Source organism: Krasilnikovia sp. MM14-A1004 (assembly GCF_047159485.1).
Lineage (GTDB): Bacteria > Actinomycetota > Actinomycetes > Mycobacteriales > Micromonosporaceae > Actinoplanes.
Genome location: NZ_AP038773.1, coordinates 4002141 through 4028167, shown reverse-complemented (window position 1 = coordinate 4028167; position 26027 = coordinate 4002141). Strand labels below are relative to the sequence as shown.

Below are 26027 nucleotides of genomic sequence, written 5' to 3'. Positions count from 1 at the left end.
GCCGGGAAATCACGTACGTCAATTGATTCTGGGAAGGACTGTCATGTCCCGTACCCCGCTGCTGCCCGCGCTCGGTGCGGCGGTGCTGGCCGTCGCGCTGATCGGGCCGGGAAGCCCGGCCGGCGCCGCCCCGCCATCCACCCCGTCCGGTGTGTCCCCGGCCCCCGATCCCGCCCGCCGGGTCACCCTGGTCACCGGCGATGTCGTCACCTACACCGCCCGTACCGGCGCCCCGCCCACCGTCACGGTCGACGCCGCGCCACGTGCCGGCCGCGTGCCGCCGAGCTTCCTCGCGCGCGGCGACCGCACCGGCTACTACGTGATCCCCTCCGATGCGCAGGCCGCGGTCACGGCCGGCACCGTGGACGCCGAACTGTTCAACGTGGCGCGGCTCAGCCGTACCCGGGACAAGGATCTGGGTCTGCTCGTGAAAGGGCCGGCGGTGGCCGCGGGCCTGCCCGCGGCCCGGCTCACGGCCCGCATCCCCACGGCCGGTCTGGCCGGGGTACGGGTCCCGCCCGCGCGCGCCGCGCAGTTCTGGACCGCGGTCGCGCCGAAGCTCGGCACGACGATCACCCGGCTGGCACTGGACCGCAGCCTGCACGTGACGCTCGACGAGAGCGTCCCGATGATCGGGGCACCGGCGGTGTGGCGGGCGGGCTTCGACGGCACCGGCGTCACGGTCGGTGTCCTGGACACCGGGATCGACGCCACCCACCCCGACTTCGCCGGCCGGATCATCGAGGCCCGCAGCTTCATCGACGGCGAGGACAGCACCGACACGTACGGGCACGGCACGCACGTCGCCTCGACGATCGCCGGCTCCGGCGCGGCGTCCGGCGGGAGATACAAGGGGGTCGCGCCCGGTGCGAAGCTGCTGATCGGCAAGGTGTGCGACGGCAGCGGCGCGTGCCCGGAGTCGGCCATCATGGCGGGCCTGGAATGGGTGGCCGGCAAGGCGAAGGCCGTCAACCTGAGCCTGGGCGGTGAGCCCAGCGACGGCACCGACGAGCTGAGCACCCTGGTCGACGCGCTGACCGCGAGGACCGGCACGCTGTTCGTCATCGCGGCCGGCAACGCCGGCTGCGCGCCGTGCGTGGCCGCGCCCGGTGCGGCGGCGTCGGCGCTGACCGTCGGCGCGGTGGACAAGCAGGACAGACTCGCGGCGTTCTCCAACCGCGGGCCACGGCTGGGCGACGCGACAGTGAAGCCGGAGATCGTGGCACCCGGGGTCACCATCACCGCGGCGCGGGCCAAGGGCACCTTCCCCGACATCCCCGGCGACCCGAACTACGTGCCGCTGTCGGGCACCTCGATGGCCACCCCGCACGTCACCGGGTCTGTCGCGCTGCTGGCGCAGGCGCGGCCGACGGCGGCCGCGACCCAGCTCAAGGACGCGCTGGTCTCCGCCGCCAAGGACGACGCGCTGAGCTGGAACGCGCAGGGCGCCGGGCGGCTGGACGTGGCCCGCGCGGTGACGCAGAAGGTGACCGGCCCCGCCTCGGCGAGCTTCGGCAGGCTCGACCGCGCGGCGACGCCGGCCACCCGCACCCTGACCTACACCAACGCCACCCCCGTGCCGGTCACGCTGGCGGCGGAGCTGTCGGTGACGTCGTGGAGCGGCCGCGCACCGGTCGCCGGCCAGGTCACGCTGTCGAACACCACGGTGTCCGTACCGGCCGGCGGTGCGGCGGCGCTCGACGTCGTCGTCGACCCGGGGCTCGGCGAGGCGGGCGCCTACGGCGGCGTCCTCACCGCGACCGGCCCCGGCGGCGTGACCCTGCGTACGCCGGTGAGCTGGTACGTGCCGTACCCGCCGAAGCCGCACGCCACGCTGACCATCGGGCAGCTCGGCTTCGACGGCGAGACCGTCGCCGAGGACGGCCCCGTGACGGTGATCCGTGACGAGGTCAGCCACAACCCGAACGACCCGTTCGACGCGGGGGAGCTGTTCTTCTGGGCGCACCGGCAGGGCGGCGTCTGGGTGGCCAGTGTGCCCGAGGGCACCTACGCGGTGCTGTCCCAGCACTCCGACATCCGGCCGCAGAGGCGCCGGTGGGTGGCTCTCACGGCCACCAACGTCACGGTCGGCGCCCACGGCGGCGCGGTCACCCTCGACGCGCGTACGGCGGTGCCCTCCCGCGCGCAAGTGCCGGAGCCGACGTGGGAGTACGACCACCAGATCGGCGTGACGGTCAACGTCCTGGCGTCAACTTCGGCCACGCTGTTCTTCCCCAGCCGGGGCGACCAGAGCATCGAGCTGTACGCCACCCCCACGGCGCCCGCGGCGAAGGGCTCGGTGACCGCACAGCAGTCGTTCACGCTCGGGCAGCGGGCCGTGCGCCTGCGCGCGGGCGGCAAGGACCTCGCCGCGCAGTTCGAGCCGTACGAGGTCACCTCCGAGCTGGCCGGTGACCGGGACCTGCCGCTGGTGTTCGCCGGTGCCGGCACCCCCGACGACTTCGCCAGGGCGGGTGTCAAGGGCAAGGCCGCCCTGGTCAGGTTGCCCACCCCCACCACGGGCGGCGGCTGGGACCGGTACTGGTCGGCGGTGCAGGCCGCGCAGACCGCCACGGCACACGGCGCCGAGGCCGGCGCGGTGACCGTGCTGCCCTACCTGGACACGGCCGGTGCGCTGCCGATCGGGCCGCGTGCCGGCCACGGTCCGGCCAACCCGTCGGCGATCCCGCAGATGTCGCTCGGCAACGCCGACGGGGAACGGTTGCGGACCTCCGCGGGCATCCTGCAGATGCGCGTACGGCCCAACCCTTCGGCCATGTACCACCTGCATTTCGGCCGGGGCAACGGCATTGCCGCCGACCTCACCCACCGCGTCGACCCCGGTTCGCTGGAGAGGGTACGCAGCCGGTACCACGCCGACGTGGCGGGTCTCGGGCTCGCCCAGTGGTGGCTGGCGTTCCGCACCGACTCCGGGGGCGCGGCGGCCAACCCGTCCATCTACCTGACCGCACCGGCGGCGGTCGACGACTATGTCGGGCCCGTCGAACCGAAGGACTTCTGGCGTCGCGCGGCGGGCATCGAGGACCGCGACCACAACATGTTCAGCCAGGTCGACTTCTCGCGGTCGCGGGGCACCCGGGAGGACTGGCTGGCCGGGCCGATCGCGATGGCGACACCCGACTCGGGCGACGGCGCCGGGTTCTTCCGGTGGGGTCCGGACCGCCTGTTCACCTCGCCGTACCTGAACGACGGTTCCTTCGGGCATGTGGCCGACGTCGACTGGGGTGACGTCTACCCGTTCACCTACCGGCTGTTCCGGGACGGGCAACAGATTCCCGGCAGGCCGTATCCGGGGCTGCACACGCCGTACTTCGACCTGCCCGCCGATCCGGGCCGCTACCGCCTGGAGGGCACGTTCATCCTGCCGCCGACGAACCCGTGGTATTCGCCGAGCCAGGCGGTGCGGCGGATGTCACCGCGGGTGGAGACCGCGTGGACGTTCACCTCCCGGCGACCCACCGCGGACGGCTGCGGACCGGACATGGGGTCCTGTGCGCGGCAGCCGGTGCTGCAACTCCGCTACGACCTCGGCGTGAGCCTCACCAACACCGCCGAGGCCGGGCAGACGCACCGGATCGGCGTGCACGTGGGCGCACCCCACGGCGCCGTCGGTGCGGGGCGCATCGCCGGACTCATCCTGTCCTACTCCACCGACCAGGGGAGGACGTGGCGGTCCGCGCCGGTCGCGGGGTCATCCGGCGACTTCGTGGCGCGGGTACCGGACCCGACGGCGGGCGGCACCGTGTGGCTGCGCACCGAGGCGTGGGACACCGCCGGGAACCGCGTCCAGCAGACTGTGCACCAGGCCTACGCCGTCGTGCGGTAGGCGCACGGGGGGAAGGCGCCCCCGGCGTGGCGGCCGGGGGCGCCTTCGGTGTGCCGGACATCCCTCAGTCGGATTCCGCCGGTGGGAGGAAGGCGCCCGGCACCTGCCCCGGCGCCACGATGGTGCGTTCACCCGGGTACGGCTTCGCCCAGTCGTGCGACTGGTACCAGGTGAAGTGGTTCATCTGTGCGGGGTTCGCGAAGTCGGGCCTGGCGTCCGGCCCGGTCAGCCGCTGCTGTGCCTTCCACGCGTCCCATTGCGCCGCGACCTTCCGCTGCGCCGCGGGCACCTTCGCCGACGGCGCGGCCGCGGCGTGCGGGTCCTGCGGCGCCGGAACGTCCACACCGCACGGCGGCGGGACCGCCAGGCCCAGGGTCAGCGACGTGCGGTTGGGCACCGCCGTGAACGGGGCGGGGTCGGCCTGCGGCGTGAACGCCGCACGCATCGGGCTGGCCGCGCTGTCCTTCTGGTTCATCGGGTGGATGCCGAGGATCTGTTCGATCGTCCGGATCATCGTGATCTGCGAGTAGTAGTGGCTGTCGACGACGCCGTGCCCGGCCCACGGGCTGATGATCTGGATCGGCGCGCGGTGGCCGTCGACGTGGTCGAGGCCTGCCTGCGAGTCGTCCTCGACCACGAAGATCGCCGCGTCCGCCCAGTAGCGGCTGTGCGAGATGGTGTCGACCATCCGGCCCACCGCGAGGTCGTTGTCGGCGACCTGTGCGGCCGCGTTCGGCGGGCCGCCGGTGTGGTCGCTGGAGAGCCAGAACATGTTCAGGTCCGCCGGCCCGTTCCTCGCGAAGTCACGCTTCCAGATCTCGTACCGGTAGATGTCCGGGACGCTGGTGTCGAACTTCGGGAAACCGGCCACCGACACGGTGTTGAGCGACGGGATCGGCGACGACGAGACCATCGGGTACGCGGTGTCCTGCCCGGTCGCCGCCATGTTTTTGGTGTCGCAGTACAGGTTCTGCCAGCTGGCACCGGCCGGCTTGGTCAGGAACTGGTGGAACTCGCCGAAGTCCCGTACGGTCCGGCCGGCCGCCTGCGCACCGGTCCAGAGGAAGCCGGTCCGCTGGTGGCCCAGCGCGTCGTCCTCAGTGTCGTAGCTGCGGATGTACTCACCGGCCGAGGACTCGGTGTACTCCGGGTCGTCGGCCTGCATCAGCCAGTTGTGCCCCTCGGCCGAGTTCGTGCCGATGTCGTACGTGTTGTCGTACAGCCCGAACTGGCGTTGCATCGCGTGCTGGTTCGGCGTCACGTTCTCGCCGAACTCCGTCAGCGCCGGGTCGCCGTCGCCCCGCGCGTCGTCGCCGAACATCTGGTCGTACGTCCGGTTCTCCTTGACGATCAGGAAGACGTGTTTGATCGTCGACGGGTCGCCGAGCCGCACCGGCACCGGCACCGGCTTCGCGTGGCTCGTGCCCCTGGCCCGGATGACCGAGCCGGCGGTCCAGCCGTTCTGGCTGAACACCGTCGCGGTCGCGGCCCTGATGGCCTGGTCGTCCGGCAGGGCGAAACGCTGCAGGCTGGACGTCGTGTCGTGGGTGTTGTGCCCGGCGCTGGTGGTGGGGCGGCGGGCGTCGATGCCGCGGGTGGTGGAGACCAGGACGTCGGTGCCGACGGTGGCGATCTCCGCGGGGAAGTAGTCGGTCGGCAGCAGGCCGACGTAGCCGACCGGCTCCAGCGGGCTGGTGTACCGGTACACCGCTACCGCGTCGGCGCGGCCGAGCGTCACCAGCAGGTGACCGTCGTCGGTGAGCGTCACGGCGTCGGGCTCGTAACCCACCGACGCCTCGGGCCACGGCTGGGTGGCGACGGTCTGGACGACGGTGTCGCCGGCGGTGTCGATGATGGACACGTCGTTGCTGGCGGTGTTGGTGACGAACAGCGCCCCGTGGCGGGCGAACAGGGCGGTCGGGTGGAGGCCGACGTCGATGCTCCGGACCGCCGCGGCCGGGTTCGCCAGGTCGATGACGCTGACCGTACCGGTGGTCGTGGCGGCGGTGACCGGGTCCGCGGGTACCGGGGTGTTGTACGAGTTGATCGTCGTATCGCCGGGCCGTGCGGGACGGCCGCCCTCGTTGCTGACGTAGAGCTTCGTGCCGACCGCGGCCAGGCCCCGCGGGGCGTTGCCCACGGCCCAACTGCGCTGGATGGCGCCGGTCGCCGCGTCGAGGGCGACCACCCGGTTCTGGCCGTTGACCGCGGCGTACACGGTGGCGCCGTCGGCGGAGAACACCGCCTGCGCGGCGAGGGCGCGCTTCGGCCCGTCCGCCGGGATGGTGATGAACGCCGGGTTGGCCAGCGTGCCGTCGGGCTTCACGGTGAACCTGCGGTAGCCGTCGGCCTGCCCCAGCCACAGCTGGGTGCCGTCGGGGGAGTAGGTGGGGCCTTCCTGGCCCACGTCGTTGCCGCTGATCCGCAGGTCCGCCGCCGCGTTGTTGCCGACGAGCTGCTGCACCTTCCACGTCGCCAGGTCCACGATGGCCAGCGCCATCCCGCCGTCGGCGAGCGTGGCCGCGAGGTGGGTGCCGTCCGGGCTGACCGCCGACGACATGATCTTGCCGTTGTTGATGACGAGGCGCGTGCCGATCGGGTCGATGTACTGGTCGGCGGAGACGACCTGACCGCGGCGGGTGGTCTGGCCGACCTGGTCGGTGCCGAACCGGTACGTCTGGGCGAACGCGGCGCTCGCGGTGACGACGGCGACGGTGGTGGCGGCGGTGACGGCGAAGGCGTGGCGGCGCAGACGGAGCCGGCCGGACCGGTCCACCGGCCGACGGTGGCGTTGTACCTGCATGAACTATCCCTTCGGCGTGGTAGGGAGCAGCGCGACGGTGCCGTCGAACTGCCAGAGCGGGTTGGGGGCGTCCCCGGTGGCGGTCCGGACCAGGAAGTAGCCGTTCACCTCCTTCGGCCCGTCGCCGTCGGCCATGTACCGCCCGTCCGGGGCGAGGTCGAGCTGGTAGGTGGCCGACCCGGCGGCCTCGGTGCCGGGCAGATGCCAGGTGACGACGCACCGCCAGTCGTTGCCCGGTCCCCGCGGTTCGAGCCGCCCGCCGCCCCGGCTGCACGCCGCTGTCGGGCGCAGCTGTGCCTCCGTGACGTCGGGCCGGTGCAGCTGCGCGGTCTGCAGCCGGTACAGGTGACCGAAGGCGGTGGCGACCGACCGCTGCACCTTGTCCTGATCGATGCCGGAACCGGTGGCGCCGGTTCCCATGGCGACCACCCCGACCGTCACCACCAGCAGCCCGGCCAGTGACAGCAGTCCCATGGCCGCACGGCGCCGCGATCCGTCGAACGACAGGTCGGTGAAGTCCCGCCGGACGAACAGCCGGTACGCCAGCCCGGTCGCGGTCACCGCCCACACCAGACTGATCACCACGGCGATCAGCAACGGGCCGGCCCCGGCCGGGCTGCTGAACAGCCGGTTCCAGGCCACGAACGCGTATCCGGGCAGCGCCAGCCGTGCGGCGACGGGCAGGGGCAGCATCTGGGCGAGCTGCAGCGCGAGCGCGACCAGCGCGGGCAGCAGCAGCCCCATCGGTGACCTGCCCAGCGCGACCGACCCGAGCAGCCCGATCGCCGCGAGCGCCAGCACCGGGGCGAGCACGCACACCCAGGCGAGCAGCACCCTTGCGGCCGCGTCCGCCGGCGGCAGCAGGTGCCCGTCGAGCCCGACCAGCGGCTGATCTCCGACCGCCAGGATCCCGCCCGCGACGCTGGAGACGGCCAGCCCGGCGACGAGCAGCAGGATCACGCTCAGGCTGGCCAGGGACTTCGCCACAAAGATGCGCCGGGGCGACCGGACCGCGACCAGCAGGTGCCGCCAGGTGCCGAGCCGGTCCTCGGCGGCGAACACGTCGCCGGCCACCACCGAGATCATCAGCGGGAGCGCCCAGGTGCCGGCGAAACCGAGCATCACCAGGGGCCCGGCCCATCCCGTCGCGTGCATCCACCGGCCGAAGAGGGTGTCGACGGGAAGCGTGCTCTGCCGGCTCACCGCCGCGACGAACAGTCCGGGCGCGGTCCAGCAGACCAGGCCCAGCAGGCGGATCCGCCACTGCGAGACCAGCTTGACCAGCTCGAAGCGGTAGCCGCGCAGCACCCTGACGCGCCGGAACACCGTCGCGGTCACCGCGCGCCCTGCCCCTGCTGCCCGGTGAGGGCGACGAAGGCGGCCTCCAGGGGCGACACCACGGGCGCCAGTTCGCGCAGGGCGATGCCCGCGTGGACCAGCCGGACCACCAGGTCGTCGAGCGCGGGCACCAGGCCGCGTACGACGAGCGCCGCGGGGTCGTCGCGTCCGCGCGCGTCGTCGGCCAGGCCGATCCCGGCCGTGTCGGCGGCCACCCGGCGGGCGGCCGCCGGATCGGAGGTGACCACCCGGTAGTCGAGCTCACCGTTCTCGGCGGCCAGCTTGCTCAGCGGGCCGGAGAAGACGATCCGGCCCGTGGCGAGGATCGTGACCTCGGAGCACAGCGCCTCGACGTCGTCCATGCGGTGGCTGGAGAGCACGATGGTGGCGCCGTCCGCCGCGACGCGGGCCAGGACCCGGTGGATGATCCGCTTGCCGATCGGGTCCAGGCCGTTGGCGGGTTCATCGAGTACGAGCAGTCGCGGCCCGGTCAGCAGCGCGGCGGCGAGCCCCAGTCGCTGGCGCATGCCGAGGGAGAATCCGTGCGTCCGGTCGTCGGCGACATCGGTGAGCCCAACCTGGTCGAGCACCTCGTCGATCTCCGCTGCGGCCCCGCGCAGCGATGCCAGGGCGGCGAGGTTCTGCCGGGCGGTGAGCCAGGGATAGAGGCCGGGCCCGTCCACGAAGCCGGCGACGTCCGCCGGGGCGTCGAGGGCCCGCCGGACCGGCGTACCCAGGATCTCCAGGCGGCCGCTGTCGCCGACCGCCAGGCCCAGCATGAGGCCGAGCAACGTGGTCTTGCCGGCACCGTTCGGCCCGACCAGGCCGTGGATCTGCCCCTGCGCCACGTCGAGGTCGACACCGTCGAGTGCGACGACATCGCCGAAGCACTTGGTGATCCCGCGAGCCCGGACGGCGAGGGTCGTCTCCACTGGATCCTTCCTCCATGACCTTCGATGAAGCTAGGGAAGGCGTACGTCGTCAGCGGGCGGGGTGAGTTGCCCGTTCATGAACGGAAGGCGACGAGCATCCGTCATGGTCGATGTATTCTCGTCGGGGCCCGCCGTCCGGTTTGGCCTTGATCGCGACGCTGCTCCCGTCCGGGTGACTTTCGTGTGGTGACGGTCACGAATCTGACACCTCGCCGACACGTTGCGCTAAGGCGACGTAACGTAGAGGGCTGCCCACGGCGGGCCCGCACGCCTGCTGACGCTGACCCGCGAGGTGAAGATGGTGCACGCCCGGTGACCTTGACCAGTGATCTGCGGCTGACAGAGCTTCCCCCGATCGCCCCCGCGCCGGCCGGACCGGCGGTATTCCGTACCTCCTCGACCCCGGTTCGCCGGACATTGGTCGACATTCTCGACACGACCGTGAGCGCTCACCCCGACGCCGCCGCGCTCGACGACGGCACCAAACTGCTGACCTACGGCGAGCTGGCCGAGCGGATCGACGCCGTCCGGGCGTCGCTGACCGCGCACGGCGTCGGCGTCGGCGACCGCGTCGGCGTCCGGATCTCCTCCGGTACGGCCGAGCTGTACCTCGCGATCCTCGGTGTGCTGGCGGCCGGTGCCGCCTACGTCCCCGTCGACGCGGACGACCCCGAGGAACGCGCCCAGCTCGTCTTCGCCGAGGCGGACGTCTGCGCCGTACTCGGCGACGGGCTGACCGTGTCCCTGCGCCGCACCCCCGACGGCCGCGCGGGGCGGCCCGGCCCGGACGACGACGCCTGGATCATCTTCACTTCCGGTTCCACCGGTACGCCGAAGGGCGTCGCGGTCAGCCACGCCTCCGCGGCCGCATTCGTGGACGCCGAGGCGCAGCTGTTCCTCGCCGGCGACGAGCCGATCGGCCCGCGCGACAGGGTCCTGGCCGGGCTGTCGGTGGCGTTCGACGCCTCCTGCGAGGAGATGTGGCTGGCCTGGCGGCACGGCGCATGCCTGGTGCCGGCCGAGCGGTCGCTGGTCCGCAGCGGCGTCGACCTCGGCTCGTGGCTGGCCGAGCAGCGCATCTCCGTGGTGTCCACGGTGCCGACGCTCGCCGCGCTGTGGCCGGTCGACGCGCTGGCCGGGGTCCGGCTGCTGATCTTCGGGGGCGAAGCCTGCCCGCCGGAGCTCGCCGAGCGGCTGGCCGTCGAGGGACGCGAGGTCTGGAACACGTACGGGCCGACCGAGGCGACCGTGGTCGCCTGCGCCGCGCGGATGACCGGCGACGGGCCCGTACGCATCGGGCTGCCGCTGCTCGGCTGGCAGCTCGCCGTGGTCGATGAGTCGGGCGAGCCGGTGTCGATGGGGGAGACCGGCGAGCTGGTGATCGGCGGGGTGGGGCTCGCGCGCTACCTGGACGCGGCCAAGGACGCCGAGAAGTTCGCCGCGCTGCCCGCGCTGGGCTGGCAGCGGGCGTACCGCAGTGGCGACATCGTCCGGGCGGAGCCCGAGGGCCTGCTCTTCGTCGGTCGTGGCGACGAGCAGGTCAAGCTCGGCGGGCGCCGGATCGAGCTGGGCGAGGTCGACGCCGCGTTGCAGGCGCTGCCGGGTGTCGCCGGTGCGGCCGCCGCGGTGCAGCGGACCGCCGCGGGCAACCAGCTCCTGGTCGGGTACGTCGTGCCGCACGACGGCGCGGACTTCGACACCGCGGCCGCGACGCTGCGCATCCGTGAGCAGCTGCCGGCCGCCCTGGTCCCGCTGCTGGCCGTGGTGGACGACCTGCCGACCCGTACGTCGGGCAAGGTGGACCGCGCGGCGCTGCCCTGGCCGCTGACCACCCTGGAGGACGCGGCGGGTGAGCTGACCGCGACCGAGCAGTGGCTGGCCGGCGGCTGGGAGGAGATCCTCGGCGTCGCTCCCAGCGAGGCGGACGCCGACTTCTTCAACCACGGCGGCGGCAGCCTCACCGCGGCGCAGCTGGTGGCCTGGGTCCGGCGCACGCATCCCCGGGTATCGGTGGCCGACATCTACCTGCACCCGAGGCTGTCGCAGCTCGCTGCGGTGCTCGACGGGCTCGACACCACGGCGGCGGTCCGCCGCGAGGTCCGGCCGACACCGCGGCGGGCCGGGCTGATCCAGGGCCTGCTGATGCTGCCGATGCTCGGGCTCGTCGGGCTCCGCTGGCTGACCGTCCTGGCCGCGTTGGCCAACGTCCTCGCGCTGGTCACGCCGGTGCCGTGGGCGCCGGCCGTGTCCTGGTGGTGGGTGGCGCTGGGCTGGGTCCTGCTGTTCAGCCCGCTCGGCCGGATCGGTCTGGCGGCCGGCACGGCGCGGCTGCTGCTGCGCGGCGTACGACCGGGCAGCTATCCGCGGGGCGGCGGCGTCCACCTGCGGCTGTGGGCCGCCGAGCGGATGGCCGAGCTGACCGGCGCGACCAGCGTCGCCGGGGCGTCCTGGATGATCACCTACGCCCGGGCGCTCGGCGCGCAGGTCGGCCTGGACGTCGACCTGCACTCCGCGCCGCCGGTCACGGGTCTGCTCAAGCTCGGCCGGGGCGCGGCGATCGAGCCGGAGGTCGACCTGTCCGGCCACTGGGTCGAGGGCGACGTCGTCCACATCGGCAGGGTGCGCGTCGGCGCGGGTGCCCGCGTCGGGTCGCGCAGCACCCTGATGCCCGGCGCCCGGATCGGCAAGAACGCGCGGATCGCCGCGGGCTCGACCGTGGCCGGTGCCGTGCCCGCGAACCAGCGCTGGGCCGGCTCACCGGCGGCACCCGCCGACAAGGACCCGGGCGAGTGGCCCGCGCAGCGCCCCGAGCGGTCGCGGACGCGGTCCCGCTTCTGGATCGCCGTGTACGGCCTGACCGCGCAACTGCTGGGCCTGGTGCCGGTGCTGGCCGCGCTGCCCGCACTCGCCCTGCTCGGCTGGACCCTCGCCGTCCGGCCGGCCGTCGGTGCCGCGCTGGGCGCCGTCGCGGCTGCGACCGTCGCCTACCTGCTCGGCTACGCTCTGCTGGTGCTCGTCGCGGTCCGGGTGCTCAGCCTCGGTGTGGGCGCCGGGTTCCACCCCGTGCAGGGGCGGGTGGCGTGGCAGGTCTGGACGACCGAGCGGCTGATGGGGATGGCCCGGATCGGCCTGTTCCCGCTGTACGCCAGCCTCTTCACGCCGGTGTGGCTGCGGCTGCTGGGCGCGAAGGTGGGGCGCGGCGTGGAGGCCTCCACGGTGCTCGCGCTCCCGGCGATGACGACGGTCGACGACGGCGCGTTCCTGGCCGACGACACCATGGTCGCCACGTACGAGCTGAGCCACGGGTGGCTGCGGGTCGCCCCGGCCCGCATCGGCAAGCAGGCGTTCCTCGGCAATTCGGGGATGGCCGCGCCCGGCCGGTCGGTGCCCAAGCGTGGCCTCGTCGGCGTGCTGTCGTCGGCGCCCCGCAAGGCGAAGAAGGGCTCGTCGTGGCTGGGCGCGCCGCCGATGCCGCTGCGGCGCACCGTCGAGTCCGGCGACACGAGTCGCACCTACGACCCGCCGCTGCGGCTGAAGCTGGCCCGGGCCGCGGTCGAGATGTGCCGGATCGTCCCGGTGATGTGCGCCGCCGCCCTCGCCGTCGGCGTGCTCGCCGCCCTCGCGTACGTGTGGCAGTTCGCCGGTAGCTGGGCGGCCGCGCTGGCCGCCGGCCCGGTGATCCTCGCCGCGACGATCGTCGCCGCGGCGACCGCGACCGCCGCAAAGTGGCTGCTCGTCGGGCGGTTCCGAGTCTCCGAGCGCGCGCTGTGGACCTCGTTCGTCTGGCGCAACGAGCTCGCCGACACGTTCGTCGAGGTGCTCGCCGCGCCGTGGCTGATGCGCTTCGCGTCCGGAACGCCGCTGCTCACGGCGTGGCTGCGCACCCTCGGCGCCCGGATCGGCCGGGGCGTGTGGCTGGAGACCTACTGGCTGCCCGAGTACGACCTGGTCCGTCTGGGCGACGGCTCGACCGTAAATCGGGGTTGCGTGGTACAGACCCACCTGTTCCATGATCGTGTCATGAGCATGGATGAGGTAACCCTGGCCGCGGGAGCCGCACTCGGCCCGCATGGCATCGTTCTGCCCGGCGCGAGCATCGGCGCGCGCACCACCGTCGGGCCCGGCTCGCTCGTGACCCGCGGTGACGCGGTGCCCGAGGACAGCCGGTGGCTCGGCAACCCGATCGCGACGTGGCCGGCAACGGCCGTCCGCCGGGCATGATCTCGAAGGTGCCGGGCGCTCGTGGCGCCTTGCCCGGTGCCGAGCACTCGACCGACCCGTACCTGCCCTTGCACGGCAACGGCGGCTACCGGGTGCTGCACTACGACCTGGACCTGGACTACCGGGTCGTGGCGAACCGGCTGGCCGGCCGGGCGACGATCACCGCGACGGCGGTCCAGTCGCTGTCCCGGTTCACCCTCGACCTCGGTCGATTCCGGGTCCAGGACATCCGGGTGGACGGGCGTCCGGCGAAGTTCGCCCACCGGCCGGACAAGGTGCAGATCCGGCCCGAGCGCCCGATCTTCGCCGGTGACACGTTCCGGATCGACATCCGGTACGGGGGCCGGCCGGTGCCCATCTCCGGGCGGTGGGGCGACATCGGATGGGACGAACTGACCGACGGCGCGCTCGTGGCCAGCCAGCCGAACGGTGCGCCGTCCTGGTTCCCCTGCAACGACCACCCGAGCGACAAGGCCACGTACCGGGTGGCGCTGACGACGTCGTCGCTGTACACCGTCCTGGTCACCGGTGACCTCGTGTCCCGGCGCCGGGGCGCGGGCAGCACCACCTGGGTATACGAGCGACGCGAACCCACCGCCCCGTACCTGATGGGGGTGCAGATCGGACGGTACGAGCTGGTCGACCTCGCCGTCGGCGGTGTCGTCCAGCGCGCCGCGATCCCGCCGGCCGTGCGCGCCAGGTTCGCGCACGACTTCGGCCGGCACGGCGAGATCATGGAGGCGCTGCAGCGGTTGTTCGGCCCGTACCCGTTCCACGAGTACGTCGTCGTGGTCACCGACGACGAGCTGGACGACCCGATCGAGGCGCAGGGCATGGCGGTGTTCGGCTCGAACCACGTCGACGGGCAGCGGACCTACGAGCGGCTGATCGCGCACGAACTGGCCCACCAGTGGTTCGGCAACAGCCTCACGGTCGCCGACTGGCGCCAGATCTGGCTCAACGAGGGCTTCGCCACGTACGCGGAATGGCTGTGGTCCGGCGTCTGCGGCGAGCTGTCGACCGACGCCCTGGCGGCACACTGGTATGCCCGCGTCGCCGCACGCCCGATGGACGTCACGGTCGCGAATCCCGGCATCGACAAGATGTTCGACCAGCGGGTCTACAAGCGGGGCGCGCTCACGGTGCACGCGGTGCGCAAGAAGCTCGGCGACGAGTCCTTCTTCGCGATGCTGCGGGCCTGGACCGCCGAGAACCGGCACGGCACGGTGACGACCGAGCAGTTCCGCGCGCACGCCCAGCGGTTCGCGCGGGAACCCCTGGACGACCTGTTCGCCGCGTGGCTCGACCGGCCGTCGCTGCCCCCGCTTCCCCGCTAGGGAGCGGGCCCGCTACGCGTTCAGGTAGGTGAGGACCGCCAGTACGCGCCGGTTGTCGTCGTCCGACGGCGGCATGCCCAGCTTCGTGAAGATGTTGTTGATGTGCTTGCTGACGGCCTTCTCGGTGATGAAGAGCTTGGCCGCGATGGCCGCGTTCGACCGGCCCTCCGCCATCTCGCCGAGCACCTCGCGCTCCCGGGTGGTCAGCCCCGCCAGGGGTTCGCGGCGGGCCAGCAGCTGCGACACCACCTCCGGGTCCATCGCCGTGCCGCCGTCGGCGACGCGGCGCACCGCGTCGACGAACTGCGCCACGTTGGAGACGCGGTCCTTGAGCAGGTAGCCGACCCCGCCGTTGCGGTCGCTGAGCAGCTCGCGGGCGTACAGCGGCTCGACGTGCTGGGAGAGCACCAGGATCGGCAGGCCGGGCACCTGACTGCGGGCCGCGATCGCCGCCTGCAACCCTTCGTCCGTGAAGGTCGGCGGCAGCCGTACGTCGACCACGGCGATGTCCGGGCGGTGCCGGACCAGCGACGGCAGCAACGCCGGACCGTTGTCGACCGCCTCGACCACCTCGAACGCGAACGCCTCCAGCAGCCGGGTCAGGCCGTCCCGGAGGAGGGCATGGTCTTCGGCGATGACAACACGCACGGCAACTCCATCATCACGACCGTCGGACCGCCGGGCGGCGAGGACACCGTCATGGTGCCATCGAAGGCGGCCAGCCGACGCTGGATGCCGCGCAGGCCGGTACCCCGCGAGGGGTCCGCGCCACCGACGCCGTCGTCGCGCACGCCGAGCGCCAGCAGGCCGCCCGCGTACCGGATCGACACCTGCGCGGTGCGGGCGCGGCTGTGCCGCACCACGTTCGCGAGTGCCTCCGCGACGGCGAAGTAGGCAGCGGACTCGACCGGGGTCTCCGGGCGCCCCGGCAGGTCCAGCTCGACGGCGACCGGCAGCGGCAGGCCCATCGCGAGCGCGCGTACCGCGCCGTAGAGGCCGCGTTCGGCCAGCACCGGCGGGTGGATGCCGCGGACCAGGTTGCGCAGTTCCAACAGGGCCGTGCCGCTGACCTCACGGGCCTCGGTGAGCAGGCGGCGGGCCGCGGCCGGATCCCGTTCCAGCATCTCCTCGGCCAGACCGATCGTCATGCCCAGCGACACCAGCCGGGCCTGCGCGCCGTCGTGCAGGTCCCGCTCGATGCGGCGCAGCTCGGCGGCCTGCGCGTCCACCGTGTCGGCGCGGGTGACCGTCAGCTGGGCGACCCGCAGGCGCAGCTCGGCGGCCTTCGTCGGGGCCAGGAACAGCCTGGTGAACCGGGCGTTGACCGTCAGCAGCACCGGCGCGGCGCTGAGTCCGAGTGCCACGAACAGCACGCCCTGCGGGACCGAGAGCAACGCCTCCGGCAGGCTGGCGATCGGCCAGAAGAACCCGTAGCCGTACCAGTCGACGCTCAGGTAGAGCCAGAGCGGGAGCAGCGAGATGCCCTCGACGCCGTACAGCGGGATGGCGATCGCCAGCAGGCCGAGCGCGAGGCCGACGACGGCGCCGGGCACGAGCCAGGCGAGGTCCCGCCAGGTGGCCGGGTCGGTCACGATCCACCGGAAACTCCGCCAGCCGCCCGGCAGGGCACGCTCCGGGCGCGGCTGGTAGGGGCGCGCGATGACGACTCCGGCCCGCGCGGCCAGCCGCCGCTCCAGGTCGGTGCGCATCCGGACCAGGGCCATCACCCAGGGCAGCAGGGCAAGACCGAAGAACGGTACGGGGACGAGTACGAGCGCGACCAGCGTCACCACCAGCAGGAGCAGGTTGGTGATCGCCAGACCGGCCGTGATGGCGCCGCCGCCGATGGCGCGCAGGCCGTCGCGCACCCACGACCGTGTCTCCATGGAACCCCATTCTTCCCGGCCTCCACCATGCGCACATTCCCGCCGGTCCGGCGCGGGTGCTAGCACCACCATTCGCGGGGGCCTGGCACTCCTGACCGGTACGCGATCGGCCGCGAGCCTGGAGGCATGACGATGACGACGGAGCCTGCACGGCCGACGACCGGAAGCGACTTCGCCGAACTGAACCGGCGGGTGACCCGCGCGGGCCTGCTGGAGCGGCGGCCCGCCCACTACGCCGTACGGCTGAGCGCCGTGTCCCTGGCGCTGGTCGGCGGGTGGACGGCGTTCTTTCTCGTCGGGTCCTCGTGGTGGACGCTGGCCGTCGCCGCCTTCCTGGCGGTGACCTTCGCCCAGGTGGCGCTGGTGGCGCACGATCTGGCCCACCGCCAGGTCTTCCGGACGAAGCGGCCCAGCGAGGTCGCCGGCCGGATCGCCGGGAACCTCGGCGTCGGGATGAGTTACGGGTGGTGGATGGAGAAGCACACCCGTCACCACAACAACCCGAACCATGACGATCTCGACCCGGACGTGGCGCCCGAGGTGCTGATCTGGGCCACCGAGTCCGCCCGGGGACGGCGCGGGCTGAAGGGGTTCATCGGCCGCCACCAGGCGGGGCTGTTCTTCCCGCTGCTGACGCTGCTCGGCATCGACCTGAAGGTGTCCAGCGTCAAGGCGCTGATCCGCGGCGACATGAAGCACCGCAACCTTGAGGCGGCGCTGCTGGTGGTGCACGTGGCCGGCTATCTGACCGCGCTGCTGCTGGTGCTCTCCCCAGTGCAGGCGCTCGCGTTCCTCGTGGTGCACCAGGCGCTGTTCGGCGTCTATCTGGGCATGACGTTCGCCCCGAACCACAAGGGCATGCCGCACCCGGACGGCACCGAGGACTTCCTGCGCAAGCAGGTGCTGACCTCGCGCAACGTGACCGGGGGCCGGCTCACGGACGCCGCGCTGGGTGGCCTGAACTACCAGATCGAGCACCACCTCTTCCCGGCGATGCCGACCCCGAACCTGCGCAGGGCGCAGCCGATCGTGGCGGCGTACTGCGCCGAGATCGGCGTCGCGTACGAGCAGACGAGCCTGCTGGAGTCGTACCGTCGGGCGCTGCGGCACCTGCACGAGGTCGGCGCGCCGCTGCGCAGCCGGTCAGCCGTCCCGGTGCGCCAGGGCCGGTGACTTGGCAGTGGCGGCGTGCCGGGCGGTCTTGGCCCGGTACATCGCGCTGTCGGCGGCGGCCAGCAGCGCCTTGGCGTCGTACGACGTCCCGGTGCCCACGGCCACGCCGACGCTCACGTCCACGCTGACCTCGCCGGAGGCCAGCGGGACCGGCTGGCGTACCAGCTCACGGATCCGGGCGGTCATCCCGTGCGCGCGCCGCTCGCAGTCGGGGCCGGTGAGGATCGCGACGAACTCGTCGCCGCCGAGCCGGCCGACGAAGTCCTCGGAGCGGATCGCGCCGCGCAGCCGTCGCCCCATCGACCGGAGCAGCTCGTCGCCGGCCGCGTGCCCGTACCCGTCGTTGATCTGCTTGAAGCCGTCCAGGTCCAGGAAGAGGACCGCCACCTCGCTCAGCCGCCGGTCCAGCGCGCGGGCCAGGTGTTCCAGCAGCGTCGCCCGGTTGGGGAGTTCGGTGAGGGGGTCCATCCGGGCCTGCTGGGTGAGTTCCTGCTCGGCGGCCTTGGCGGCGGTCACGTCGCTCAGGTGGGCGACGAACGAGCCGCTGTCGGGGAGCGCGCCCAGGCAGACGTGCACCCAGGCCTCCGCGCCGTCGGAGCGGCGGAAGCGCAGGTCACCCCGGCTGGAGTCGATCGATCCGGTGGCCAGGGCGTGGAAGCCGGCGCGGGCGCGCTGCCGGTCGGTCACGTCGACCCACTGCCAGTAGGGCCGGTCCACGATGCCGTCGGCGGGCTCGCCCAGCAGCTCCTCCAGGGCGGGGTTCGTCTCGGTCACCGCTCCGGTGGCGTCGAGGATCGCCATCCCGGTGGGCGCGTTGCGGAACGCCGCCTGGAAGCGCTGCTGTGCGGCGGCGAGCGCCGCCTCCGCCTGCTTGCGGGCGGTGATCACGCGGGCGACGATGAGCGCGGCCGGACGGCCCTGGAACTCCAGCGGCGTGCCGGCGGCCTCGATGTCGACCACCCCTCCGTCGAGGCGGATCAGCTTCTCCTCGACGTACTCCAGCGGCTCGCCGTCGGCGGTCAGGGAGCGCATCCGTGCCGCGCCGGGATCCCGGTAGTCGGGATGCATGAACTCGATCGCGGGCCGGTCCTGCAGGTCGGCGATGGTGCGGGCGCCCAGCAGCTTGAGGCCGCGGGCGTTCGCGAAGACGTGATATCCGTCGCAGATCACGAAGATGGTGTCGGGGGACAGGTCGACCAGGGCCTGAAACCACGCGTCGCCGTCACCCGCGAGCGTGGCCGGCGCCGTACGCCCGTCCGTCACGACCCATCACCACCCAGCGTCAGCACGATTCTTCTGCTCACCGATCGGCCATCGGCGGCTCGTCCTGAGACCTCGGGGCGGGTCGGCCGCCGGTTCGTACCGAATGACCGATCCGGGCCGGGGCCGGCTGCCGCGTGTGACAGGGTGTCGTGACGGATCATCGTGGCGCTCGGAGGCATGCAGTGGGTTCGGAAAGCAGCACGGAGCTGTCGGTCACCGTCGCGGACGGTGTGGCCCTGCTGGAGATGCGCCGGCCACCGGCGAACCACGTCGACGAGGCGCTGCTGGCCCGGATCGTCGACGCCGCGCTGGCGGCGGACGCCGACCCCGCGTGCCGGGTGATCGTGCTGGCGTCGGCGGGCAAGCACTTCTGCGCCGGTGCGGACCTCGGCGAGGGCGAGTTCGTCCGCGACCGGGCGGCCGCGGCCGAGGCCCTGTACCGGTCCGCGGCGCGGCTGTTCGAGGTACGGACTCCGGTGATCGCCGCCGTGCAGGGCAGCGCCGTGGGTGGCGGGCTGGGCCTGGCGTGCGCCGCCGACTTCCGGGTCGCGGAGGCGTCGACGCGGTTCGTGGCGAACTTCGCGCGGCTCGGTTTCCATCAGGGCTTCGGCCTCAGTGTCACCCTGCCGGAGCTGGTGGGCCGCCAGGCCGCGGCCGACATGCTGCTGACCGCGCGGCGGGTCGGCGGCGAGGAGGCCGTACGCATGGGTCTCGCCGACCGGCTCGCCGAGCCGGGCCTGCTCCGGGAGACCGCCCGGGCGTTCGCGTTGCAGATCGCCGCATCCGCGCCGTTGGCGGTCCGGTCCATCCGGCAGACCCTGCGCGACGACCTGGCGGCGCGGGTCCGCCGGGCCCTCGACCACGAGCTGGCCGAACAGCGGGTGTTGTGGGCGACCCGCGACAGTGCCGAGGGCATCGAGGCGAGCCTGGCGCGGCGTGCCCCGGTGTTCCGGGGCGAATAGGGGACACCGCGTTCGCCCGTCCGACCATCGTGGATCGGCGCGGACGAACGCGGTGCCGGTGCCTAGCGGTCGACGGTCACCGGTGTGGTGACGGTGACCGGATCCGGGGTGAGCCCGACGGTCTGCACCTCGCCGGTGCCGCGGACGATGCCCTTGGCCGTGACGGTGTAGGACACCGTGCCGCCCGGCTGTCCCGCGGCGCTGGTGACCCGCAGGTCCGACGTCGGGAGGCCGCCGACGCCCGAGCGCGCCCCCGCCGTGCCGGTGGCGTTCTCGGCGCCGATCACCAGCGGGGAGCTGCCGGCGGCCAGGGTGCCGAAGTTGTACGCGTACTGGACGTCCTGGACACCGTTGGTGCCGATCCACGTCTGGAACGTCTGGACGGTGCTGGTCCCGGCCAGGTTGACCTGCCACTCGATGACGATCCAGTTGCCGACGCCGTCGGTGAGCACATTGGCCAGCACCCCCGTGGCGCCGGTCCCGTCGAGGTCGGTCCAGTACGGCGCGAGGACGTTGTTCGGCCGGGCCGGATCGGGAATCGCACCCTGCGGCGCGACGTCGGCCCCGTCGCCGCCGCCGACGACCAGGTAGCCGTTGGACGCGATGCCGAGCCGGGAGTAGCTGACGCCGTCGTAGAGGAACGCCGGCACGTCCAGGTTCACGATCTGCTCGTCACCGACCGGCAGGATGGTGTTGCCGCCGAACGCGGTCAGCGGAATGTAGCCGAAGATGGTGCCGGGGTCCGGCGCCACCGAGATCGGCCCGGCCGGCCGGGCGCCGGCGAGGGTGGCGCGGGGTGCGCGGGCGGTGAACGGCATCGTCACGGTCGCCCCGGTGGCGCCGGTCAGGTGCAGGTGGCGCTCGGTGGTCGTGGTCAGGTCGACGGTGGTGTCGGCCGGGCCGGTGTTCTCGGCCGTGATCGTGCAGGTGGTGGACTGCTTCACCGCGATGGTGGCCGGAGTGCACGCCTGCGTCAGCTGCAGCGGGCTGTCCGCTGCCGGTGCCGCGGGCGCCGCATGGCGGGTGGCGCTCCCCGTCGCGCTGATCGGCGCGTCGGCGGTCAGCCGGTGGTTCGCCGGGTGCAGGGCCGAGCCGTCCACCTGCGCGGCCGCCGGACCGGTGGCCGTGGCGATCAGCAGGGGCGGTGCGAGGGCGACGGCGGCCACGGCCGCTGTCCATCTCGATCGGAACATCGGGACTCCCTTTCGTGACGGCTGCCGCTTCCCGTCCAGAATGGATCTCGCAATTCCTGAGAATGTCGGTGGAAAGGCATACAGCGCCGGACCTGAAAGAAGCTCTGATATTTTGCCTCTTTACGGGCAGCACGTTATGCGCTGAGCGCCACGGTGTCGATACGTTTGGTGGCCACTCCACCCTCAGGTGTCGCCGGATCGGTTCGGAGCCTCCACCGGAAAGGCGGAAACCGCCTTCGCGGGGGCATCAGCCATGGAGACGGCTATATGGTCGGCACCGCCGTCGAGAACGGTGCCGGAGGATTCCCCTTCCCCCCGCCTCCGACCCCCCGAGCAATGAGGACTGTCAAGTGCCGATCTCCCGCCGCGGTCTCATCGCCGCCGGCCTTGCCGTGGTCACCGTCGGCTCGATGAGCGTCGTCTTTACGCTCAATGCCGGCGCGGCCGAGAATCCCGACACCGTCTCCGTGGCGACCTCGTCGAGCGCGCCGGACGATCCCGCGGCGACTCCGTCGTCGGGTGGGCCGGACGATCCCGCCGCGACGCCGTCGTCGGGTGCGCCGGACGATCCCGCCGCGACGCCGTCGTCGAGTGCCCTGCCGGACGCCGGGCCCGACGGCGAGGCACCACCGCCGAGGCTGCCCTGGGGCGGCACGCCGACGGAACTCACCCGGGCGGAGCCCGGTGCCAACAGCGCCGAGGTCGCGGCCGAGGGCGCGGACGTCGCACCGGCCGACACCAGCGGGGACACCGAGGCCGACCCCGAATTCGCCCCCAAGGGCCAGAGCACGCGCAGCGGCGTGGTCAAGAAGAGCACCACCGACGTCGTCCCGCCGAAACCGCCCGCGTTCCGGGAGCCCGTGTCCGGCGGCGGATCGCAGGTCAACTACTTCTACTCCGTCGGAACGCAGAACGTCAGCATCGGGGGGCTGCTGTTCAGCGGGACGTACGCGAACTTCACCATCGCCAAGCCCGAACTGGCGGCGGGGGATTTCCACACGCTGGCCGAGATGAGCGTGCAGTCGCTCGACGGCGCGCACATCGCCGAGGTCGGCTGGAACGTGGACCGCACCGTCAACGGCGACAGCGACCCGCACCTGTTCGTCTACCACTGGGTGAATCATCAGGAGAGCTGCTACAACGCGTGCGGCTTCGTCCAGTACAGCCAGAACATCAAGCCGGGCGACACCCTGCCCCAGGGCGTGACCAAGCAGCTCGGCATCCAGCACTACAACGGCGCCTGGTGGGTCGCGTACGACACGGAGTGGGTGGGCTACTTCCCGGACAGCCTGTGGGGTGGGCAGTTCACCGTCACCGGCACGGTGCAGTACTTCGGCGAGGTCGCCTCGCCCAACGCCCAGCCGTGCACCGACATGGGCAACGGCCTGCCCGCCAGCAACGCCAGCGCGGCCCGCATCGGGAGCGTGTCGTTCCTGAGCCTGCTCGACGTGAATCTGTCCACGTACGCCGTGCCCAGCGTGTACACGGTGGCCCAGTTGAGCAACCGGACCTTCCGGTACGGCGGCCCCGGTGCCTGTTGAGTGATCCCGCGGACGACAGCGGCCCGGGGCGGTGCCCCGGGCCGCTTTCCCGTATGAGGACACCGGGGCCCTGATAGGTATGGGATTGGACGGAGGCGACGGGAGGGGACGCGCATGCCCGAAGTAATGATCGACTTCATCACCTCGCTCGACGGATACGCCGCGGCGGAGGGCTGGCCGGGCTTGTGGGGGCTCGGCGGGCCGGAGTATCTCGCGTGGCTGGACCAGCAGTTGGCGACCGGGTACACCGTACTGATGGGTGCGAAGACCTACCGCCTCATGTCCGCGATGGCCGCGGCCGGCGGCGATGAGCCGGCCTTCGCGGCGATGAACCGGCTGTCCAAGGTGGTCTTCTCCCGCACGCTGCGGCCGCCGCTGTCCTGGACGAACACCACGCTGGTCGGCGACGACGCGGTGGGTGCCGTCCGGGAGATGAAGCAGAACGGCACCACCCCGATGCGTACGCTCGGAAGCCTGTCGCTGTGCCGGTCGCTGCTCTCGGCCGGCCTGGTGGACCGCTTCCGTGTGGTGGTCTTCCCCGTGCTGACGGGGATCACCGGCCGGGAGCGGATCTACGACGGATACCCCGATGTGGCGCTGGAGATGACCGCCAGCCGGACCTTCGACGGCCGGCTCCAGCTGCTCGAGTACGCGCCCACCGTGCTGGCCGGCCCGCCCGGCGCCTAGAGCACCTGGGACAGGAACCGGCGCAGCCGCGGATGGGTGGCTCCCTCGAAGATCGCGGCTGGCTCGCCGGCCTCCAGCACCGACCCCCGGTCCATGAAGGCGACTGTGTCGGCGACCTCGCGGGCGAAACCCATCTCGTGGGTGACCACGACCATCGTCATGCCCTCGGCGGCGAGGTCGGCCATCAGACCCAGCACTCCCTTGACCAGTTCGGGGTCGAGCGCGGAGGTGGCCTCGTCGAACAGCATGACCTGCGGGTGCAGCGCCAGGGCGCGGGCGATCGCCACCCGCTGTTGCTGCCCGCCGGACAGGTGCGCGGGCCGGGCGTCGGCCTTCGCGGCGAGTCCCACCAGGTCGAGCTGGGTCCGCGCGGCCGCGACCGCCTCGTCCTCGGTGAGTCCCTGGAGTTTGCGCAGCGCGAGGGTGATGTTGCGCAGCACGCTCATGTGCGGGAACAGGTTGAACTGCTGGAACACCATGCCGATCCGCTGCCGCAGGCGGTCCGGGTCGTCGCCGAGCACGCTGCGCCCGTCGAGCAGCACGTCACCGCGGTCCGGCTCGATCAGCCGGTTGATGGTGCGCAGCAGCGTCGACTTGCCCGAGCCCGAGGGCCCGATGACGCAGGCGGTCCGCCCGCGGGCCACGTCGAGGTCGGCGCCGCGCAGCACCTTGTGCGCCCCGAACGCCAGGTGGATGTCCCGCAGGCTCAGGCTCACCGAGCTGGTCATCGGCCACTCCCCGCCAACGCAGGTTCGTCGTCGTCCGCCGTCGGGATGCTCACCCGGCGGCCGTGCCGCAGTCGCTGATCGATCCAGTTGACGACGTGCGTCAGCGGCACGGTCAGCGCGAGATAGAACAGCCCGGCCAGCAGCAGCGCGGACTCGTTGCCGGTGGTGGCGGCGTGGTCCTGCCCGATCCGGAACAGCTCCCGCTGGCTGGCCACCAGCCCGAGGAAGTACACCAGGCTGGAGTCCTTGATCAGGGCGATCAGCTGGTTCACCCAGGCCGGCAGCACCCGGCGGATCCCCTGCGGAATGATCACCAGGCGCATCGATGCGGACCAGGAGAAGCCCAACGCGCGCGCCCCCTCGAGCTGGGCGGCCTCCACGGACTGGATGCCGGACCGGAAGATCTCACCGATGTACGCGGCCGCGATCAGCGACAGCGCGAGGATGCCCAGCGGGTACGGGTTGGGCCCCCAGACCCGCATGCCCAGCGGCGCCAGGCCCACACCGATCAGCAGGATGGTCGCCGCGGCCGGCAATCCCCGGAACACGTCGGTGTAGACCCGCGCGGGCCAGCGCAGCCAACGGGTCCGCGAGATACCGGCGACGGCCAGCAGCAGCCCCAGCAGCGAGCCGAGCAGGGCGGCGGAGACCGCCAGGACCAGCGTGTTGCGCAACCCGACCGTCAGCATCTCGGGCAGCGCGGCGCGCATCGACGGCCAGTCGAAGAACGTTTCCCACAGCGTGCTCACCGATTCCATTGGCCGGTCACCGCCCCCACTCGGTGGTCACCGGCTCAGGACGTGGCCGACGCGGACGTGCTCGGCGCCGTGCTGCCGCTGCCCGGCGTGAAGCCGGCCGGGATCGGGCGGCCGGGGTAGTACTGCGCCTGCAGCCGCTTCCACGTGCCGTCCGCGATGACCTGGTCGAGGCCGGTGTTCAGCGCCTCGCGCAGCGCGTCGTGGCCCTTGGCCACCGCGTACGCGGTCGGGGCGGGGCTGAGCTGCTTGGCCGCCACCTTGATCTTCGATCCGCTGTCCGCCGCGGACTTGTCGCCGATCTCCGCGGGGGCGATCCAGGCGTCAGCGGTGCCGGCCTTGAGCTGGTTGACGGCGCCGTTGTAGTCGGGCACCCGCACGGGGTTGAGGCTCTTGCCGGTGGCGTAGTCGTCCTGGACGGTGCCCTGGACGACCACGACCCGCTTGCCGTTCAGCTGGTCGAAGCCGGTGATCGTGGAGTTCGCCGGGACGTCGAGCCCGAAGTAGCCGAAGTCGTAGCCGTTTCCGAAGTCGACGGTCTGCTTGCGGGCCTCGGTCACGGTGATCGACGAACTGCCCACATCGAACTTGTGGTTGTTCACCTGCGACAGCAGGGCGGAGAAGTCGGTGCCGACGAACTCCACCTTCAGCCCGATTTTGGCCGCGACCGCGGTCAGCAGGTCGTTGTCGAAGCCGGTGAACCTGCCGTCCTTGAGATAGACGTTCGGCGGGGCGTCGGTCAGGGTGCCGGCGCGCAGCACACCGGGTTGCAGCAGACCGTACGGGTTGTCGGCCGAGCCGGACGGGCTGTCGTCGCCGCAGGCGGTGAGCAGCGTGGCGCCGAGGATCGCAGCGGCGCCGAGGGCGGCGGCCCGGGTGAGGGCAGGCAGAAATCGCACAGGGTTCTCCGAGGAAGGGTGATCGGTACGGCGGGCGCGAAGGTCCGATCGGACGGCGCGATGCGCCCACCGCGGGAAGGGTGTGGGGTTCTGTGCGCCTAACGCGCGGAGGCGCTACGACACGCCGCGCTGCACACGCGCATCATGTCGATGTGCCGGCGGCGGGTGAGCGACGGCAGCAGGCGTGCGGCCCGCGGGCGGGCGCCCGGCGATGCGGCACAGCGACGGGAAGACATGGCTCTCCTGGGTCGGTGTTGACCTGGGGGGCCAGGCCACGCTTGCACGGGGCTTGCTCCGTGCCCGGTCCTCACCCGGGGCACCCCACCGCGGAGGAGGGTTGCCGGCCAGCAAGCCGGGGCTTGACGCTGGCGCTCATGACCTGTCGTCGAGGCTAACAGCCCCGCGCGGGGGACCGTCCAGCCGATATGACCACCCTCACGCGCGGCGGCCCGTATTCCCGGA

The 26027-nt window shown here is 72.5% G+C and carries 17 protein-coding genes and 1 riboswitch; of the genes, 7 read left to right on the top strand and 10 right to left on the bottom strand.

Annotated features, from left to right (window positions below):
* Window positions 1-43 precede the first annotated feature (43 nt).
* Window positions 44-3847, top strand: a complete 3804-nt coding sequence (locus tag ACMCNN_RS17445; RefSeq protein WP_412741558.1) for a S8 family serine peptidase — start codon at window positions 44-46, stop codon at window positions 3845-3847.
* Between the two features lie 64 nt (window positions 3848-3911).
* Here the strand turns inward: ACMCNN_RS17445 and ACMCNN_RS17440 are convergent, their stop codons facing one another.
* Genes ACMCNN_RS17440 through ACMCNN_RS17430 form a run of 3 tightly spaced genes read right to left on the bottom strand, consistent with a single transcriptional unit; the run spans window position 3912 to window position 8920 of the window.
* Complete coding sequence (locus tag ACMCNN_RS17440; RefSeq protein WP_412741557.1) at window positions 3912-6650, bottom strand: alkaline phosphatase family protein; 2739 nt, start codon at window positions 6648-6650, stop codon at window positions 3912-3914.
* Window positions 6651-6653: 3 nt separating this feature from the next.
* Window positions 6654-7988 (bottom strand): ABC transporter permease, encoded by a 1335-nt coding sequence (locus ACMCNN_RS17435; RefSeq protein ID WP_412741556.1) that lies wholly within the window; start codon window positions 7986-7988, stop codon window positions 6654-6656.
* Entirely contained in the window at window positions 7985-8920 is a 936-nt protein-coding gene (locus tag ACMCNN_RS17430; RefSeq protein WP_412741555.1) for an ABC transporter ATP-binding protein, read from the bottom strand. The genes ACMCNN_RS17435 and ACMCNN_RS17430 overlap by 4 nt, the downstream gene beginning before the upstream one ends.
* Window positions 8921-9232: 312 nt before the next feature.
* Between ACMCNN_RS17430 and ACMCNN_RS17425 the strand changes: the two genes are divergently transcribed.
* Both ACMCNN_RS17425 and ACMCNN_RS17420 read left to right on the top strand, forming a co-directional pair.
* On the top strand, window positions 9233-13141 hold the full coding sequence (locus tag ACMCNN_RS17425; RefSeq protein ID WP_412741554.1) for a Pls/PosA family non-ribosomal peptide synthetase: 3909 nt from the start codon (window positions 9233-9235) through the stop codon (window positions 13139-13141).
* Window positions 13138-14478, top strand: coding sequence for a M1 family metallopeptidase (locus ACMCNN_RS17420; RefSeq protein WP_412747202.1), 1341 nt, complete (start codon window positions 13138-13140; stop codon window positions 14476-14478). The genes ACMCNN_RS17425 and ACMCNN_RS17420 overlap by 4 nt, the downstream gene beginning before the upstream one ends.
* Window positions 14479-14490: 12 nt before the next feature.
* Here ACMCNN_RS17420 and ACMCNN_RS17415 read toward each other — a convergent pair whose 3' ends face one another.
* Window positions 14491-15126 carry a LuxR C-terminal-related transcriptional regulator gene (locus ACMCNN_RS17415; RefSeq protein WP_412741553.1) on the bottom strand — a complete coding sequence of 212 codons (636 nt, stop codon included), beginning with the start codon at window positions 15124-15126 and terminating at the stop codon, window positions 14491-14493.
* Window positions 15078-16364 carry a sensor histidine kinase gene (locus tag ACMCNN_RS17410; protein ID WP_412741552.1) on the bottom strand — a complete coding sequence of 429 codons (1287 nt, stop codon included), beginning with the start codon at window positions 16362-16364 and terminating at the stop codon, window positions 15078-15080. Before ACMCNN_RS17410 ends, ACMCNN_RS17415 begins: the two co-directional genes overlap by 49 nt.
* A gap of 132 nt (window positions 16365-16496) precedes the next feature.
* Between ACMCNN_RS17410 and ACMCNN_RS17405 the strand changes: the two genes are divergently transcribed.
* Window positions 16497-17537 carry a fatty acid desaturase family protein gene (locus tag ACMCNN_RS17405; RefSeq protein ID WP_412747201.1) on the top strand — a complete coding sequence of 347 codons (1041 nt, stop codon included), beginning with the start codon at window positions 16497-16499 and terminating at the stop codon, window positions 17535-17537.
* Here ACMCNN_RS17405 and ACMCNN_RS17400 read toward each other — a convergent pair.
* Window positions 17508-18800 (bottom strand): diguanylate cyclase domain-containing protein, encoded by a 1293-nt coding sequence (locus ACMCNN_RS17400; protein ID WP_412741551.1) that lies wholly within the window; start codon window positions 18798-18800, stop codon window positions 17508-17510. The genes ACMCNN_RS17405 and ACMCNN_RS17400 overlap by 30 nt on opposite strands.
* Window positions 18801-18982: 182 nt before the next feature.
* Here ACMCNN_RS17400 and ACMCNN_RS17395 point away from each other — a divergent pair, with 182 nt between their 5' ends.
* Window positions 18983-19762 (top strand): enoyl-CoA hydratase/isomerase family protein, encoded by a 780-nt coding sequence (locus tag ACMCNN_RS17395; RefSeq protein WP_412741550.1) that lies wholly within the window; start codon window positions 18983-18985, stop codon window positions 19760-19762.
* Window positions 19763-19824: 62 nt separating this feature from the next.
* On the opposite strand, the gene ACMCNN_RS17390 is transcribed toward ACMCNN_RS17395, so the two are convergent.
* Window positions 19825-20955, bottom strand: coding sequence for a hypothetical protein (locus ACMCNN_RS17390; RefSeq protein WP_412741549.1), 1131 nt, complete (start codon window positions 20953-20955; stop codon window positions 19825-19827).
* A gap of 410 nt (window positions 20956-21365) precedes the next feature.
* Between ACMCNN_RS17390 and ACMCNN_RS17385 the strand changes: the two genes are divergently transcribed.
* Both ACMCNN_RS17385 and ACMCNN_RS17380 read left to right on the top strand, forming a co-directional pair.
* Window positions 21366-22496: a neprosin family prolyl endopeptidase gene (locus tag ACMCNN_RS17385; RefSeq protein WP_412741548.1), complete on the top strand. Its 1131-nt coding sequence runs from the start codon at window positions 21366-21368 to the stop codon at window positions 22494-22496.
* 114 nt (window positions 22497-22610) lie between these two features.
* A complete protein-coding gene (locus tag ACMCNN_RS17380) occupies window positions 22611-23183 on the top strand; it encodes a dihydrofolate reductase family protein (RefSeq protein ID WP_412741547.1) in 573 nt (190 codons plus the stop codon).
* Here the strand turns inward: ACMCNN_RS17380 and ACMCNN_RS17375 are convergent.
* Genes ACMCNN_RS17375 through ACMCNN_RS17365 form a run of 3 tightly spaced genes read right to left on the bottom strand, consistent with a single transcriptional unit; the run spans window position 23180 to window position 25565 of the window.
* Complete coding sequence (locus ACMCNN_RS17375; RefSeq protein WP_412741546.1) at window positions 23180-23911, bottom strand: amino acid ABC transporter ATP-binding protein; 732 nt, start codon at window positions 23909-23911, stop codon at window positions 23180-23182. The two genes, ACMCNN_RS17380 and ACMCNN_RS17375, sit on opposite strands and share 4 nt — an antisense overlap.
* Complete coding sequence (locus tag ACMCNN_RS17370) at window positions 23908-24669, bottom strand: amino acid ABC transporter permease (protein ID WP_412741545.1); 762 nt, start codon at window positions 24667-24669, stop codon at window positions 23908-23910. Before ACMCNN_RS17370 ends, ACMCNN_RS17375 begins: the two co-directional genes overlap by 4 nt.
* A 35-nt stretch (window positions 24670-24704) precedes the next feature.
* Window positions 24705-25565, bottom strand: coding sequence for an ABC transporter substrate-binding protein (locus ACMCNN_RS17365; protein WP_412741544.1), 861 nt, complete (start codon window positions 25563-25565; stop codon window positions 24705-24707).
* 269 nt (window positions 25566-25834) lie between these two features.
* Window positions 25835-25945, bottom strand: a riboswitch (SAM riboswitch).
* Window positions 25946-26027: the final 82 nt, after the last annotated feature.